At 71.5% G+C, this 15,195-nt stretch carries 16 protein-coding genes; 10 read left to right on the top strand and 6 right to left on the bottom strand.

Features of this window, described 5'->3' with window-relative positions:
* Positions 1–46: 46 nt before the first annotated feature.
* Positions 47–349 carry an MTH1187 family thiamine-binding protein gene (locus tag ACF1DX_RS04465; RefSeq protein ID WP_391789768.1) on the bottom strand — a complete coding sequence of 101 codons (303 nt, stop codon included), beginning with the start codon at positions 347–349 and terminating at the stop codon, positions 47–49.
* Positions 346–690 (bottom strand): DUF3817 domain-containing protein, encoded by a 345-nt coding sequence (locus ACF1DX_RS04470; protein WP_391789769.1) that lies wholly within the window; start codon positions 688–690, stop codon positions 346–348. The genes ACF1DX_RS04465 and ACF1DX_RS04470 overlap by 4 nt, the downstream gene beginning before the upstream one ends.
* Before the next feature lie 205 nt (positions 691–895).
* On the opposite strand from ACF1DX_RS04470, the gene ACF1DX_RS04475 reads away from it, so the two are divergent.
* The 4 genes from ACF1DX_RS04475 (at position 896) to ACF1DX_RS04490 (ending at position 3,527) form a co-directional block, all read left to right on the top strand.
* The gene (locus ACF1DX_RS04475) at positions 896–1,528 is read left to right on the top strand and encodes an AIM24 family protein (RefSeq protein ID WP_391790446.1); all 633 of its coding nucleotides are present in this window, start codon (positions 896–898) and stop codon (positions 1,526–1,528) included.
* 1 nt (position 1,529) lies between these two features.
* A complete protein-coding gene (locus ACF1DX_RS04480; RefSeq protein ID WP_391789770.1) occupies positions 1,530–2,180 on the top strand; it encodes an AIM24 family protein in 651 nt (216 codons plus the stop codon).
* Positions 2,177–2,953, top strand: coding sequence for an AIM24 family protein (locus ACF1DX_RS04485; RefSeq protein ID WP_391789771.1), 777 nt, complete (start codon positions 2,177–2,179; stop codon positions 2,951–2,953). The genes ACF1DX_RS04480 and ACF1DX_RS04485 overlap by 4 nt, the downstream gene beginning before the upstream one ends.
* Positions 2,954–3,050: 97 nt before the next feature.
* Positions 3,051–3,527: a MarR family winged helix-turn-helix transcriptional regulator gene (locus tag ACF1DX_RS04490; RefSeq protein ID WP_030860498.1), complete on the top strand. Its 477-nt coding sequence runs from the start codon at positions 3,051–3,053 to the stop codon at positions 3,525–3,527.
* Positions 3,528–3,539: 12 nt separating this feature from the next.
* Here ACF1DX_RS04490 and ACF1DX_RS04495 read toward each other — a convergent pair whose 3' ends face one another.
* The gene (locus ACF1DX_RS04495) at positions 3,540–4,970 is read right to left on the bottom strand and encodes a sensor histidine kinase (RefSeq protein WP_391789772.1); all 1,431 of its coding nucleotides are present in this window, start codon (positions 4,968–4,970) and stop codon (positions 3,540–3,542) included.
* The gene (locus tag ACF1DX_RS04500) at positions 4,967–5,632 is read right to left on the bottom strand and encodes a response regulator transcription factor (protein WP_391789773.1); all 666 of its coding nucleotides are present in this window, start codon (positions 5,630–5,632) and stop codon (positions 4,967–4,969) included. The genes ACF1DX_RS04495 and ACF1DX_RS04500 overlap by 4 nt, the downstream gene beginning before the upstream one ends.
* Positions 5,633–5,747: 115 nt before the next feature.
* Between ACF1DX_RS04500 and ACF1DX_RS04505 the strand changes: the two genes are divergently transcribed.
* From ACF1DX_RS04505 to ACF1DX_RS04515, 3 genes are read left to right on the top strand one after another with little or no spacing between them, the layout of a single operon-like run.
* Positions 5,748–6,401, top strand: a complete 654-nt coding sequence (locus tag ACF1DX_RS04505) for a PepSY domain-containing protein (protein ID WP_391789774.1) — start codon at positions 5,748–5,750, stop codon at positions 6,399–6,401.
* A 40-nt stretch (positions 6,402–6,441) separates the two neighbouring features.
* Complete coding sequence (locus tag ACF1DX_RS04510) at positions 6,442–6,729, top strand: type II toxin-antitoxin system Phd/YefM family antitoxin (protein ID WP_030860488.1); 288 nt, start codon at positions 6,442–6,444, stop codon at positions 6,727–6,729.
* The gene (locus ACF1DX_RS04515; RefSeq protein WP_391789775.1) at positions 6,722–7,174 is read left to right on the top strand and encodes a PIN domain-containing protein; all 453 of its coding nucleotides are present in this window, start codon (positions 6,722–6,724) and stop codon (positions 7,172–7,174) included. The genes ACF1DX_RS04510 and ACF1DX_RS04515 overlap by 8 nt, the downstream gene beginning before the upstream one ends.
* Before the next feature lie 9 nt (positions 7,175–7,183).
* Here ACF1DX_RS04515 and meaB read toward each other — a convergent pair whose 3' ends face one another.
* Both meaB and ACF1DX_RS04525 read right to left on the bottom strand, forming a co-directional pair.
* On the bottom strand, positions 7,184–8,140 hold the full coding sequence (gene meaB, locus ACF1DX_RS04520; RefSeq protein WP_391789776.1) for a methylmalonyl Co-A mutase-associated GTPase MeaB: 957 nt from the start codon (positions 8,138–8,140) through the stop codon (positions 7,184–7,186).
* Positions 8,141–8,181: 41 nt separating this feature from the next.
* Positions 8,182–9,405, bottom strand: coding sequence for an acetyl-CoA C-acetyltransferase (locus ACF1DX_RS04525; protein ID WP_391789777.1), 1,224 nt, complete (start codon positions 9,403–9,405; stop codon positions 8,182–8,184).
* Between the two features lie 147 nt (positions 9,406–9,552).
* Here ACF1DX_RS04525 and mce point away from each other — a divergent pair, with 147 nt between their 5' ends.
* The 3 genes from mce to ACF1DX_RS04540 all read left to right on the top strand — a co-directional run bounded on the left by mce (position 9,553) and on the right by ACF1DX_RS04540 (position 15,194).
* Positions 9,553–9,993, top strand: coding sequence for a methylmalonyl-CoA epimerase (gene mce, locus ACF1DX_RS04530; protein WP_391789778.1), 441 nt, complete (start codon positions 9,553–9,555; stop codon positions 9,991–9,993).
* A gap of 229 nt (positions 9,994–10,222) precedes the next feature.
* Positions 10,223–14,068 carry a polarized growth protein Scy gene (gene scy, locus ACF1DX_RS04535; RefSeq protein WP_391789779.1) on the top strand — a complete coding sequence of 1,282 codons (3,846 nt, stop codon included), beginning with the start codon at positions 10,223–10,225 and terminating at the stop codon, positions 14,066–14,068.
* Between the two features lie 187 nt (positions 14,069–14,255).
* The gene (locus ACF1DX_RS04540) at positions 14,256–15,194 is read left to right on the top strand and encodes a cellulose-binding protein (RefSeq protein WP_085572687.1); all 939 of its coding nucleotides are present in this window, start codon (positions 14,256–14,258) and stop codon (positions 15,192–15,194) included.
* Position 15,195: the final 1 nt, after the last annotated feature.

Consider the following 15,195-nt stretch of genomic DNA (forward strand, 5'->3'; position numbering starts at 1 on the left):
GGCCGGTCATATGTCGGTCAGCCCCGTCTCACTCATCGGTCCGTCGTCATCCGTCGCCGTGTGCCAAGTGGCGTTCGACGGTCTCCACCTTGGACGTGAGGCCGTCCTCCACGCCCGGGCGGATGTCCGCCTTGAGGACCAGGGAGACGCGCGGCGCGCGTGCCTCCACCGCGGCCACGGCGCGCTTGATCACGTCCATGACCTCGTCCCACTCGCCCTCGATCGAGGTGAACATCGCGTCGGTGCGGTTCGGCAGGCCGGATGCGCGGACCACGCGCACGGCGTCGGCGACGTACTCCCCCACGTCCTCGCCGACGCCGAGCGGTGTCACGGAGAAGGCGACGATCACGCGCCCACGACCTTCTCGCTGCGGGCGCGGGAGGCGATCACCGCGTCCTCGGCCTCGCGCTTGAGGCGGCGGTCGGCGAAGAAGCCGCCGGTCGGGAGGACCGACATCAGGAAGTAGAAGGCGGCGGTCTTCAGCGGCCACTTGGCGCGGTTCCAGGCGTCGGCCCAGAAGAGCACGTAGAGGACGAAGAGGAAGCCGTGGACCGCGCCCATCACCGGGACGGCGTTGAAGTCGGTCGTCCGCTTCAGGACCGAGCAGACGAGCAGCAGCAGGAACGAGATCGCTTCGGGGCCCGAGACCAGGCGGAGGCGGCGGAGGGCGGAGGCGGTCTTGATGTCCACGGGTCACCTTCGGTGGGAGAGACGTCGGCGTTGACGGGTCGGACGGCTTGTGAACACACGCACAAGCGTCCCGCCATTGTGGCAAACGCCGTCCGTGATCACCGGAGGGGGTCCGCGCATCCCGTAGGGGGCCGGTCGGGGTGCGACTCCACCCTCGGGATCTGTCGGCGGGGGCGACGGTGCGGCTACCGTCGCAGGCGTGGCGATGTTCCGACTTCAGAGCAGCAAGGTGCTCGCCGTCGACATGACCGGGGATGCCGTGAAGGCGAAGAACGGCTCCATGGTCGCGTACGACGGTGAGATGGCCTTCAAGAAGCTCAGCGGTGGTGGTGAGGGGCTGCGGGGGATGGTGACCCGTCGGCTCACGGGTGAGCAGATGACGCTGATGGAGGTGAAAGGGCACGGGACCTGCTTCTTCGCGGACCGTGCCTCCGAGATCAATCTGGTGGGTCTGCGGGGCGACAAGCTGTACGTGGAGTCCAGCAATCTGCTGGCGACCGACGGCGGGCTGCGCACGGGGACGAGTTTCACGGGGCTGCGCGGGGCCTCCCAGGGCAACGGGCTGTTCACGACGACGGTCGAGGGGCACGGTCAGGCGGCGCTCCTGTCGGACGGGCCGGCGGTGCTGCTCCGGGTCAGCCCGCAGTACCCGCTGACGGTCGACCCCGGCGCCTATGTGGCCCACCAGGGGAACCTGCGGCAGTCCTTCCAGTCGGGTGTGACCTTCCGCACCCTGATGGGCGAGGGCGGCGGCGAGGCCTTCCAGATCCGGTTCGAGGGCGACGGGCTGGTCTACGTGCAGCCCAGTGAGCGGAACACGATCGCGGGGGACGTGTGACATGGGCTTCCGGGAGATCAACGCGAAGATGATCGAGGCGACGGTGTCACCCGGTCAGCGGCTGTTCAGTCAGCGCGGCGCGATGCTCGCGTACAAGGGGGAGGTCAGCTTCACCCCGAACATGGCCGGCGGTCAGGGCGGGGTGATGTCGATGATCGGGCGGCGGGTCGCGGGCGAGGACACGCCGCTGATGACCGTCGAGGGCAGCGGCACCGTCCTGTTCGGGCACGGCGGCCACCACGTGCAGGTGATCAGCCTCGCCGGGGACACGCTGTACGTCGAGGCCGACCGGCTGCTGGCCTTCGAGGGCACCCTGGAGCAGGGCACGGTGTTCCTCGGCTCGCAGGGCGGGGTGATGGGCATGGTGCGGGGGCAGGTCTCCGGGCAGGGGCTGTTCACGACGTCGCTGAAGGGGCACGGGGCCGTCGCGGTGATGGCCCACGGAGGGGTCATCGAGGTCCCGATCACCCCGCAGCGGCCGGTGCACGTCGATCCGCAGGCCTACGTCGCCCACCACGGCGACGTCCGCAACAAGCTGTCGACCGCCCTCGGCTGGCGGGACATGGTGGGCCGGGGTTCCGGCGAGGCCTTCCAGTTGGAGCTGAGCGGCAGCGGTGCCGTGTACGTCCAGGCGTCGGAGGAGAAGCTGTGAGCACCACTGTCCACGATCCGGCGACGCTGCCGTCCGACGACAACGTCGATCACTACACCTTCTGCGTGGAGCTCAAGGGCACCCAGTGGTTCATGCAGAAGGGGAAGATGATCGCCTACTACGGTTCGATCGAGTTCAACGGGATCGGACACGGGCGACTCGACCGACTGGTCCGTACGTCGTTCCATTCGCCACTGCACGCGAGCGACTGGGTCGTGGCGGAGGGCTCGGGCAAGATGCTCCTCGCCGACCGGGCCTTCGACGTGAATTCGTACGACCTGGAAGACGGCAACCTGACCATTCGCTCGGGCAACCTTCTCGCTTTTCAGCCAAGTCTCGCGCTCAAGCAGTCGATCGTGCCGGGTTTCCTGACGCTGATCGGAACCGGAAAGTTCGTGGCCGCATCCAACGGTCCGGTGGTGTTCATGGAACCTCCCATCCGGGTGGATCCGCAGGCGCTGGTCGGATGGGCGGACTGCCCCTCCCCGTGCCACCACTACGACCACGGCTACATGACCGGCCTGATGGGTGGTCTACGTGCGATGACGGGCCTCGGCGGGGCCTCGGGCGAGGAGCACCAGTTCGAGTTCGTGGGGGCGGGCACGGTGCTGCTCCAGTCGTCCGAGACGTTGATGGCGGAGCAGGCGACGGGGGTGACTCCGCACGAGCCGGGGGTGCCCGGGGGCGGGGTTCCGGGTGGCCACGGGCAGGGGGCGGGCACACCGCGTCTTCCCGGACAGCTCGGAGACCTCCAGCGTCGCTTCGGGCTGTGAGCGGTAATGTGCGGGGTGTGACATCGAACGCCTGCGCGCGGTGTCACACGGAAGCCTTATTAGTTCGCCATTCAACTTTCTTAGGTAGACTTCATTCATGGAGACCGAGACGGCCACCCGCTGGCTGACCAATGCGGAGCAGTGCGCCTGGCGCACCCACCTGGAGGTCAACAGGCTGTTGACGTACCAGCTCGAGAAGGATCTGCAGCCGTTCGGCCTGACGATGAACGATTACGAGATCCTGGTGAACCTGTCCGAGTCGGAGGACCGGCGGATGCGGATGAGCGACCTCGCCTCCGCCACCATGCAGTCCAAGAGCCGCCTCTCGCACCAGATCACCCGTATGGAGAACGCGCACCTGGTCCGGCGGGAGAACTGCGAGTCCGACCGCCGCGGGCTGTACGCGGTCCTCACCGACCACGGCATGGAGACCATGCAGAAGGTCGCGCCGCACCATGTGGCGTCCGTGCGCCGGCACTTCATCGACCTGCTCTCCCCCGAGGCCCTCACCGAGCTCGACAAGGCCCTCAAGCCCATCGCCGAGCACCTGCGGGGGCAGCGGGGGCGTCACTGACGGCCCTCGGTCTCAGCGGGCGAGCGGCAGGCGGAGTTCGAAGAGGGCTCCGCCGGCCGGCGCCGAGGACGCCGTGAGCGTCCCGCCGTGCCGTACGGCGACGTCCCGCGCGATCGCCAGCCCCAGCCCCGCGCCACCGTCGTCGCGGCTGCGGGCGGCGTCCAGCCGTACGAACCGCTCGAAGATCCGCTCCCGGTCGGCCTCGGCCACCCCCTCGCCGTCGTCGGCCACCCCCAGGACCGCCCGGTCGCCCTCCCGCCGTACGGTCACGGTGACCCGCTCGCGGGCGTGCCGCCGGGCGTTGTCCAGCAGATTGGCGAGCACGCGCGCCAGTTGCCCCCGCGATCCGGTCACCTCCGCCGGTTCCGCGTCCACCGTCACGCCGGTACGTCCCGCGGCCTCCTCGCGGGCCAGCGCGGACAGGTCGACCCGGGCGTCGGCGGGCCGCTCCCCCGCGTCAAGGCGGGCGAGCAGCAGCAGATCGGCGGCGAGGTGCTGGAGCCGCACGGTGTCCTCGACGGCGCCGTCCAGGTCGAGCAGCCCGGGGTGGGCGGCGGCCACCTCCAACTGGGTGCGCAGGGACGCGATCGGGCTGCGCAGCTCGTGCGAGGCGTCGGCGACGAACCTCCGCTGCCGTTCCACGGACGCCTCCAGCGCGGCCAGTGTCTCGTTGGTGGTGCGGGCCAGACGGGCGATCTCGTCGTGGGTCGCCGGTTCGGGGACGCGGCGGGCGAGGTCCTCGGAGGCGGTGATCGCGGCCATCTCGCTCCGGATGCCCTCCACCGGGCGCAACGCCCGGCCGGTGACCAGCCAGGTCACCGCACTGACGACCGCCAGGAGCAGCGGGAAGCCGATGAGCATCACGGTCAGCGCGGTCCGTACGGCGCTGTGCTCGGCGGCGAGGGGGGCGCCCGCGTGGACGGTGAGGCGGCCCCGGTCGTCGGTCTCCACCTCCACGGCGGCGAAGCGGTAGTCCTCGGTGTCGCCGTCGACGGTCGCGGAGCCGTTGCTGAAGGTGGTCTCGGCGGAGATCTCTCCGGGGGCGAGGGAGCCGTCGGCGGATTCGTCGCCGGAGTCGTCCGAGTCGTCGTCGGAATCGTCGTCATCGTCCGGTTTCGGCGACTGCGGGGTCACGTCGGTGGTCGCCGTGCCGGTGATCCGTCGCAGGTCCTCGCTCGCCGCGACCAGTCGTCCGTCCTCGTCGACGATCTGCACCGGGCGGTCGTCCCCGTCCAGCCCCGACAGCCTGTCGTACGGCGTCCGGGCGGCGAGTTCGGAGGCGACCGCCCGCGCGGAGCGTTCCGCCTGGGTGCCTGCCTCGCCGATCAGGTTGGAACGCAGCGACAGCAGGACGGCGGTGCCGGCCGCGACGAGGGCGACCGCGACCACGAGGGTGGCGCCGAGCGTCGCCCGCGCGCGGACCGAGCCGAACAGCCGGCTCACGGCGCCGTCTCCAGGCGGTAACCGGCGCCGCGCACGGTGCGGATGAGGCCGGCGCGCAGTTTGCGGCGCAGGGCGCTGATGTAGACCTCGACGATGTTGGGGTCGCCCTCGTAGGCGAAGTCCCAGACGTGTTCGAGGATGTCGGCCTTGGAGACCACCTCGCCGGCCCGCAGCACCAGGTGTTCGAGGACCGAGAACTCCTTGGCGGTCAGGGTCACCTCGTCCTCGCCCAGGAAGACCCGGCGGGCGGCGGTGTCCACCTTGAGGTCACCGTGCACATGGACCGGGGAGGCCCCGCCGGCCGGCCGGCGGCGCAGCAGCGCCTTGATCCTGGCGACGAGGACGACGTACGAGAACGGCTTGGTGAGGTAGTCGTCGGCGCCGGTGTCGAGGCCCTCCGCCTCGTCGTACTCGCCGTCCTTCGCCGTGAGCATCAGGATCGGCACGTCGTGGCCGGCGGCGCGCAGGGCGGCGCAGACCCGGTAGCCGTTCAGGCCGGGCAGCATGATGTCGAGGATGAGGAGGTCGTACGTCCCCTCCGTGGCCCGGTGCAGGCCCTCCCGGCCGTCGTGGACGACGTCCACGGCGTAGCCCTCGGCGGTGAGGCCCTTCGCGAGGGAGAGGGCGAGGCGTTTTTCGTCCTCCACGATCAGCAGGCGCATGGGTCAAGGGTCGCAAAGGGAACCTGAAGATCCCTTCAGGAGGTTTCAGGTTCCCCTCAGCGTCGGTCGGCGAGATTGAGGGCGTCGAAAACGAAGCGACTCGGGAGGAACCCACATGAAGCGCAACATCGTGATCGCCGTCGTCACGGCCGCGGCTCTCATCGGGGGCGGCACGGCCACGGCCCTCGCGGTATCGGGGGACGACGACGGGGCGGCGCCGGTGGCGCAGACGGAGAGCCGGGTGGGGGATGACGACGGGCGGGACGACGACGGGCACGACGACGAGCGGGGGCGTGCGGACGCCGGCGATCAGGACGACGACCGCGACGACCGGAACCGCACCACCTCCTCCGGTGACGTGACCGCCGCCGACGCCATCGCCGCCGCGCTGAAGCACACGCCGGGCACGGCCGTCTCCGCCGAACTGGACGACGCGGTCTGGGAGGTCGACGTCCTCGGCAAGGGGGACACCTGGCACAGCGTGCGTATCGACCCGGGCACCGGAAAGGTCCTGGGCTCCTCGGAGGACGACGAGGACGACACCGCCGAGGCACGGGCCGCCCTGAAGGGCGCCTCGGTGACGGCCGAGGAGGCCGCGAAGGCGGCTGCCGCCAAGGGGACGGTGGTCTCCGTGGACCTTGATGACGACGATGACCGGGGCTGGGAGACCGAGACCCGCACCTCCGGCGGGAATGAGCGGGACTGGCGGGTCGATCTGAGCAACGGCAAGGTCACGGCCGATCAGAAGGACGACTCGGACGACGACTGAGCGCCGCCCCGTCGTGTAGAACACGTAGTACATTAGAGGAATGAGTGACGGTGCCGAGGTCCCGCTCAGGGAACTCAATCAGCAGACATCACGCGTCCTGGCCCGCGTGGCGGCCGGGGAGACGGTGACCATCACCAAGGACGGCGTGCCCATAGGGGACATCGTTCCCCGGGGGACGCCCACGGGCCGCCCCGCGTACCCGTTCCGCACCGACCCCATGGGCGACCTGGACATCCCCGACCTGGGTGGTCCGGTGCTCGACGACGACGAGATCGAGGCGACGCTGCGCGGTATGGGTGGGGCGACGGCCGAGGAGACCGATGGCTGACATCCCGGTGGCGATCGCCGATACCAATGCGCTGTACCGGTTGTTCACCCCGAAGGACCCCCACCACGCCGCTCACCGGGAAGCTCTGGCCCGCATGGGTCACCTCGTGGTGTCCCCCATGGTGCTCACCGAGCTGGACTACTTGCTGACGTCACGGATCGGCGCCCGTGCGGCCATGAACGCGCTGGACTTCGTCGCAGGGCAGGCAGAGGCCCGCCGGTTCGAGATTCCCGACACCACGCCACACCTGAGGGCGGCCATGGCGGTGATGCGCGGATATGCCGACACCGACGGCGGGGCAGGGGTGGGGCTGGCGGACGCGATGAACGTGGCGCTGGCGGCGGCCTTCCGGACGACGTCCCTCTTCACCGCGGACAGCCATTTCCGCATGATGCGGCCGCTCACCGGAGAACCCGTCTTCCGGCTCCTGCCCGACGATCTCTGACCACTGCGGTCAGCCCCGGGTCAGCCCCGCCACCAGTTCGTCCGCCGCCCGGTACGGGTCCAGGTCGCCGGCGATGATGCGTTCCGCCAGTGCGCCCAGGCGGCGGTCGCCGTGGAGGTCGCCGATGCGTTCGCGCAGGGCCGTGACCGCGATGGTCTCGACCTCGCGGGAGGCCCGGGCCAGGCGGCGTTCCGTCAGGACGCCCCCCTCCTCCATCCAGGCGCGGTGCTTCTCCAGGGCCTCGACGACCTCGTCGACGCCCTCGCCCCGCGCGGCGACCGTCTTCACGATCGGCGGGCGCCAGTCGCCGGGGGCGCGGGACTCGCCGAGGCCGAGCATGTGGTTCAGCTCGCGGGCGGTGGCGTCGGCGCCGTCGCGGTCGGCCTTGTTGACCACGTAGACGTCGCCGATCTCCAGGATTCCGGCCTTCGCCGCCTGGATGCCGTCGCCCATGCCGGGGGCCAGGAGCACCACCGACGTGTCGGCCTGGGAGGCGATCTCCACCTCCGACTGCCCTACGCCGACCGTCTCGACCAGGATCACGTCGCAGCCCGCCGCGTCCAGGACGCGGATGGCCTGCGGGGCCGCCCACGCCAGGCCGCCCAGGTGGCCTCGCGTGGCCATCGAGCGGATGTAGACGCCCGGGTCGGAGGCGTGCTCCGACATGCGGACGCGGTCGCCGAGCAGGGCGCCGCCCGAGAAGGGCGAGGAGGGGTCCACCGCGAGGACGCCGACCCGCTTGCCCTGTTTGCGGTACGCGGTCACCAGGGCCGAGGTGGACGTGGACTTGCCCACGCCCGGGGAGCCGGTCAGGCCGACCACGTACGCGTTCCCGGTCAGCGGCGCCAGGGCCGCCATGACCTCCCTGAGCTGCGGGGACGCCCCCTCCACCAGGGAGATCAGCCGGGCCACGGCCCGTGGCCTGCCTTCCCTGGCCTGGGCGACCAGCGAGGAGACGTCCTGCATCACAGCTCCGTTCACGAGAGGAAAACCTGCAAAAAAGCGGCTCAGGCCTTGGGAACCCGCACGATCAGCGCGTCGCCCTGGCCGCCGCCGCCGCACAGCGCCGCCGCGCCGACACCGCCGCCGCGCCGCTTCAGCTCCAGCGCCAGGTGCAGGACGAGACGGGCGCCGGACATCCCGATCGGGTGACCCAGCGCGATGGCACCGCCGTTGACGTTCACCTTTTCGGTGGAAACGCCCAGGTCCTTCATTGACTGCACGGCGACCGCGGCGAAGGCCTCGTTGATCTCGATGAGGTCGAGGTCGGACACCTCCAGGCCCTCCTTCTTCAGGGCGTGCCGGATCGCGTTGGACGGCTGCGACTGGAGGGAGTTGTCGGGACCGGCCACGTTGCCGTGGGCGCCGATCTCGGCGATCCAGTCCAGGCCCAGCTCCTGCGCCTTGGCCTTGCTCATCACGACCACGGCCGCCGCGCCGTCCGAGATCTGCGAGGAGGAGCCCGCGGTGATCGTGCCGTCCTTCGAGAAGGCCGGGCGCAGCTTGCCGAGGGACTCGACCGTGGTGTCGCCGCGGATGCCCTCGTCCTTGCTGAACAGCACCGGGTCACCCTTGCGCTGCGGGATCTCGACCGGGGTGATCTCGGCCTCGTAGACGCCGTTCTTCTGCGCGGCGGCGGCCCGCTGGTGGGACAGGGCGGCGATCTCGTCCTGCTCGGGGCGGGCGATGCCGAGGCGGGTGTTGTGCTTCTCCGTGGACTCGCCCATGGCGATGTTCTCGAAGGAGTCGGTCAGACCGTCGTGCGCCATGGCGTCGAGCATCTGCACCGCGCCGTACTTGAAGCCCTCGCGGGACTTCGGCAGCAGGTGCGGGGCATTGGTCATGGACTCCTGGCCGCCGGCGACGATCACGTCGAACTCGCCGGCGCGGATGAGCTGGTCGGCCAGCGCGATGGCGTCGAGGCCGGACAGGCACACCTTGTTGACGGTGAGCGCCGGGACGCTCATCGGGATGCCGGCCTTGACGGCGGCCTGGCGGGCCGGGATCTGGCCCGCCCCGGCCTGGAGCACCTGGCCCATGATCACGTACTGGACCTGGTCGCCGCCGATCCCCGCACGGTCGAGGGCGGCCTTGATCGCGAAGCCGCCGAGGTCGGCTCCGGAGAAGGACTTCAGTGAGCCGAGCAGCCGACCCATGGGGGTGCGGGCGCCCGCGACGATGACGGAGGTCGTGCCGTTCGTTGCGGATGGTGCGGAAGTTTCGGAAGACATGAGCTGCGATCCCCTTCCGGCTGCACAGCCGAGGAGTGAACGAGGGTTTACTTCGAATGTACTGACGTGCGGTGGACCACGTCATCGCCCTTTCGGTGTGATCGCGCGCACGTTGCGTAACCATCGCGGGAGCGCTGCACTGAATCCATGCTGACGCGAATCGACCACATCGGGATCGCCTGCTTCGACCTCGACAGGACTGTCGAGTTCTACCGGGCCACGTACGGCTTCGAGGTGTTCCACTCCGAGGTCAACGAGGAGCAGGGCGTGCGCGAGGCCATGCTCAAGATCAACGACACCTCCGACGGCGGGGCCTCCTACCTGCAGCTCCTGGAGCCGACCCGGGAGGACTCCACCGTCGCCAAGTGGCTGGCGAAGAACGGCGAGGGCGTCCACCACATCGCTTTCGGTACGGCGGACGTGGACGCGGAGGCCGCGGACATCAAGGACAAGGGCGTACGCGTTCTGTACGAAGAGCCCCGGCGCGGCTCCATGGGGTCACGAATCACCTTCCTGCACCCCAAGGACTGCCACGGCGTACTGACGGAACTGGTCACTTCGGCGCCCGTTGAGTCGTCCGGGCACTGACCCACGTACATAAGGGCCGGTAGGGTTGGGTCCGGTCGCCGCTCGATGCGTGGTGACCGAGTCCCGTCGTCTTTGGCGGCGGGATCGCCGGGGTCCGGTTTCCGGGGGGCGAGCGCGGGGCGGCAGCCCATGCTCCGCCGCTGATCTGACACCATTCCCCGGGGGCCCCGTTCGGCGGATGGACGGAGCTCGGCCAGACTTGCGACCAGGGGACGGATGGGACCGCGCAGTGCGGGGCTACGAGAGCCAGGAGCGAGAGCCGGCGGCTGACGTCGACCACCTCTCTCGGTTCGAAGCCGAGATGAAGCGGCTGAAGACCGAGCGGGAAAAGGCGATCCAGCACGCCGAGGACCTCGGCTACCAGGTCGAGGTGCTGCGCGCCAAGCTGCACGAGGCGCGGCGCACCATCATGTCCCGGCCCGCGTACGACGGCGGTGACATCGGCTACCAGGCCGAGCAGTTGCTGCGCAACGCGCAACTGCAGGCCGACCAGCTCCGCGCGGACGCCGAGCGGGAGCTGAGCCAGGCGCGGGCGCAGACCCAGCGGATCCTCCAGGAGCACGCGGAGCAGGCGGCCCGGCTCCAGGCGGAGCTGCACCAGGAGGCGGTGACGCGGCGCCAGCAGCTCGACCAGGAGCTGGCGGAGCGCCGGCAGACCGTCGAGTCGCACGTCAACGAGAACGTGGCGTGGGCGGAGCAGTTGCGCGCCCGCACCGAGCAGCAGGCCCGCCGGCTCCTCGAGGAGTCCCGCGCGGAGACCGAGCAAGCGCTGGCCGCCGCCCGCGCGGAGGCGGAGCGGCTGACGGCCGAGGCCCGGCAGCGGCTGCGGAGCGAGGCGGAGTCGGCCCGCGCGGAGGCCGAGCAGATCCTGCGCCGGGCCCGCGCGGACGCGGAGCGGCTGCTGAACGCGGCCTCGACGCAGGCCCAGGAGGCCACCGACCACGCCGAGCAGCTCCGGACGTCGACGGCCGGCGAGGCGGAGGCCGCGCGCCGTGAGGCGCAGGAGCTCAGCCGGGCCGCCGAGGAGCGGATGTCCCAGGCCGAATCCGCGCTGCGCGAGGCCCGCGCGGAGGCGGAGAAGGTGCTCGCCGAGGCGAAGGAGTCCGCCTCGAAGGCGCTCGCCTCCGCCGAGTCCGCCAACGAGACCCGTACGCGCACCGCCAAGGAGCAGGTGGCGCGGCTGGTCAGTGAGGCCACCAAGGAGGCCGAGTCCACCAAGGCGGAGGCCGAGCAGCTGGTCGCCGACGCCCGCGCGGAGGCCGAGAAGATCGTCGCGGAGGCCGCCGAGAAGGCCCGCGCGCTCACCGCCGAGGAGACCGCCACCCAGCTCTCCAAGGCGGCCAGGACCGCCGAGGACGTCCTCAACAAGGCGTCCGAGGAGGCCAAGCGGACCACCAGGGCGGCGGCCGAGGAGGCCGAGCGGATCCGCCGCGAGGCCGAGGCCGAGGCGGACCGGCTGCGCGCGGAGGCGCACGACATCGCCGAGCAGCTCAAGGGCGCGGCGAAGGACGACACCAAGGAGTACCGCGCCAAGACGGTCGAGCTGCAGGAGGAGGCCCGCCGGCTGCGCGGCGAGGCCGAGCAGCTGCGCGCCGACGCGGTCGCCGAGGGCGAGAAGATCCGCGCGGAGGCCCGCAAGGAGGCCGTGGCGCAGATCGAGGAGGCGGCGAAGTCCGCCGAGGAGCTGCTCGCCAAGGCGAAGGCGGACGCCGACGAACTGCGCTCCACCGCGCAGGGCGACAGCGAGAAGGTCCGCACCGAGGCCATCGAGCGGGCCACGACGCTGCGCCGGCAGGCCGAGGAGACGCTGGAGCGCACCCGCCAGGAGGCCGAGCGGCACCGCGCGGAGGTCGTCGAGCAGGCCGACGCGCTCAAGGAGGACGCCGAGCGTGCCGCGCGCGAGCTGCGCGAGGAGACCGAGCGGGCCGTTCAGGCGCGCCGTGCGGAGGCCGCCGAGGAGCTGACGCGGCTGCACACGGAGGCCGAGGAGCGGCTCGCGTCGGCCGAGCAGGCGCTGAGCGAGGCGCGTGAGGAGGCCGGCCGGATCCGCCGGGAGGCGGCCGAGGAGACCGAGCGGCTGCGCGCGGAGGCCGCCGAGCGGATCCGGGCGCTGCGGCAGCAGGCGGAGGCGGAGGCCGAGCGGCTGCGGGACGAGGCCGCCGCGGACGCGTCGGCGTTCCGCGCGGAGGGCGAGTCCGTCGCCGTGCGGCTGCGGTCGGAGGCCGCGGCCGAGGCGGAGCGGCTGAAGTCGGAGGCGCAGGACAGCGCCGACCGGATGCGCGCGGAGGCGCAGGCCGCCGCCGAGCGGATCGGTACGGAGGCCTCGGAGACGCTGGCCGCCGCGCAGGAGGAGGCCGCCCGGCGCCGCCGCGAGGCCGAGGAACTCCTCGGCGCGGCCCGGCAGGAGGCCGGCCAGGAGCGCGAGCGGGCCCGCGAGCAGAGCGAGGAGCTGCTGGCGTCGGCGCGCACCCGCGTGGAGGAGGCGCAGGCCGAGGCCGTACGGCTGGTCGAGGAGGCCGACCGGCGCGCCACCGAGATGGTGTCGGCGGCCGAACAGCACGCCCAGCAGGTGCGGGACTCCGTGGCCGGGCTGCACGAGCAGGCGCAGGAGGAGATCGCCGGGCTGCGCAGCGCCGCCGAGCACGTGGCGGAGCGCACCCGCCGTGAGGCCGAGGAGGAGGCGGACCGGGTCCGCTCCGACGCCTACGCGGAGCGGGAGCGGGCCGGCGAGGACGCGGGCCGGCTGCGGCGCGAGGCGCAGGAGGAGACGGAGGCCGCGAAGGCGCTGGCCGAGCGGACGGTGTCCGAGGCCATCGCGGAGGCCGACCGGATCCGTACGGACGTGTCCGAGCACGCCCAGCGGGTGCGTACGGAGGCGTCGGACACGATCGCCGAGGCGGAGCAGGCCGCCGCGCGCACCCGGGCGGACGCCCGTGAGGACGCCAACCGGATCCGTTCGGACGCGGCGACGCAGGCGGACACCCTCATCACCGAGGCCCGCAGTGAGGCGGAGCGGCTCACCGACGAGACCCTCGCGGAGAGCGAGCGGGTGCGGTCGGAGTCGGTGTCCAAGGCGGAGAAGCTGATCGCGGACGCCACCGGGGACGCGGAGCGGCTGCGCGCCGAGGCCGCGGAGACGGTCGGGTCGGCGCAGGCACACGCGGAGCGGATGCGCCAGGAGGCCGAGCGGGTCAGGTCCGGCGCGGAGTCGGAGGCCGAGCGGCTGGTGTCCGCCGCGCGCGAGGAGGCGGAGCGGACGCTGGACGAGGCCCGCAAGGACGCCAACAAGCGGCGTTCCGAGGCGGCCGAGCAGGTGGACACGCTCATCACGGAGACCACCGCCGAGGCGGACAAGCTGCTCACCGAGGCGCAGCAGCAGGCGCTGAAGACGACGGCGGAGGCCGAGGCGCAGGCGGACACGATGGTCGGCGCGGCCCGCAGCGAGGCCGACCGGCTGGTCGCCGAGGCGACCGTCGAGGGCAACGCGCGGGTGGAGAGGGCCCGTACGGACGCGGACGAGCTGCTGGTCGGCGCGCGCCGGGACGCGACGCAGATCAGGGAGCGCGCGGAGGAGCTGCGCGACCGGATCACCTCCGAGATCGAGGAGCTGCACGAGCGGGCCCGCCGTGAGGCGGCGGAGACGATGAAGTCGACGGGTGACCGCTGCGACGCGCTCATCAAGGCCGCCGAGGAGCAGCTCGCCAAGGCGGAGGCGAAGGCCAAGGAGATCGTCTCCGAGGCCAACTCCGAGGCCGGCAAGGTGCGGATCGCCGCCGTGAAGAAGGCCGAGGGCCTGCTCAAGGAGGCGGAGCAGAAGAAGGCCTCGCTCGTGCGGGAGGCCGAGGAGCTGAAGGCCGAGGCGGTCCGGGAGGCGCGGCGCACGGTCGAGGAGGGCAAGCGCGAGCTGGAGGTGCTGGTGCGGCGCCGCGAGGACATCAACGCGGAGATCTCCCGTGTGCAGGACGTGCTGGAGGCGCTGGAGTCCTTCGAGGCGCCGGGGGGCGCGAAGGACAACGGGGTCAAGGCGGGGGCCACCGCGGGCGGTACCCGTACGAGTGGCAAGTCGGCGGAATAGCTGGCAAAGCGGACGAAATCCCTTGTAAGGTGAGGGCTTTGATCATGCTTTTGGCAAGCATTCCGGCGGCGAGCCACTCAAAAGGGGTGTCATTCTCCGTATCAAACGTGCATCCGCTCGATGACACAGCGCTTTCGCCCCTAGGATTCCACCTATCACCTCACCGGTCTCATTCGACAGGAACCCCATGAGCGACACTTCCCCCTACGGCTTCGAGCTTGTGCGGCGTGGATACGACCGCGCTCAGGTGGACGAACGTATCTCCAAGCTCGTCTCCGACCGTGACAGCGCTCTCGCCCGCATCACCGCTCTGGAAAAGCGCATCGAAGAGCTCCACCTCGAGACACAGAACGCCCAGGCCCAGGTCAACGACGCCGAGCCGTCGTACGCCGGTCTCGGCGCGCGCGTGGAGAAGATCCTCCGCCTCGCCGAGGAGGAGGCGAAGGACCTGCGCGAGGAGGCCCGGCGCGCGGCGGAGCAGCACCGCGAGCTCGCCGAGTCGGCCGCCCAGCAGGTGCGCAACGACGCCGAGTCCTACGCCGCCGAGCGCAAGTCGAAGGCGGAGGACGAGGGCGCCCGGATCGTCGAGAAGGCCCAGGGCGACGCCGCCCAGCTGCGTTCCGAGGCGCAGAAGGACGCGCAGTCCAAGCGGGAGGAGGCGGACGCCCTCTTCGAGGAGACCCGCGCCAAGGCCGCGCAGGCCGCCGCCGACTTCGAGACGAACCTCGCCAAGCGCCGCGAGCAGTCCGAGCGCGACCTGGCCTCGCGCCAGCAGAAGGCCGAGAAGCGCCTCGCGGAGATCGAGCACCGCGCGGAGCAGCTCCGCCTGGAGGCCGAGAAGCTGCGCACCGACGCCGAGCGCCGCGCCCGCCAGACGGTGGAGACGGCCCAGCGTCAGGCGGAGGACATCGTGGCCGACGCCAACGCCAAGGCCGACCGGATCCGTTCGGAATCCGAGCGTGAGCTCGCGGCGCTGACCAACCGCCGCGACTCGATCAACGCCCAGCTCACGAACGTCCGCGAGATGCTGGCGACGCTCACCGGTGCCGCGGTGGCGGCGACCGGCTCGCCCGCCACCGAGGACGAGCCGATCTCCCGCGGGGTCCCGGCCCAGCAGTCCCGGTAAC

It is taken from the genome of Streptomyces sp. NPDC014676, assembly GCF_043084105.1.
Classification (GTDB): domain Bacteria; phylum Actinomycetota; class Actinomycetes; order Streptomycetales; family Streptomycetaceae; genus Streptomyces.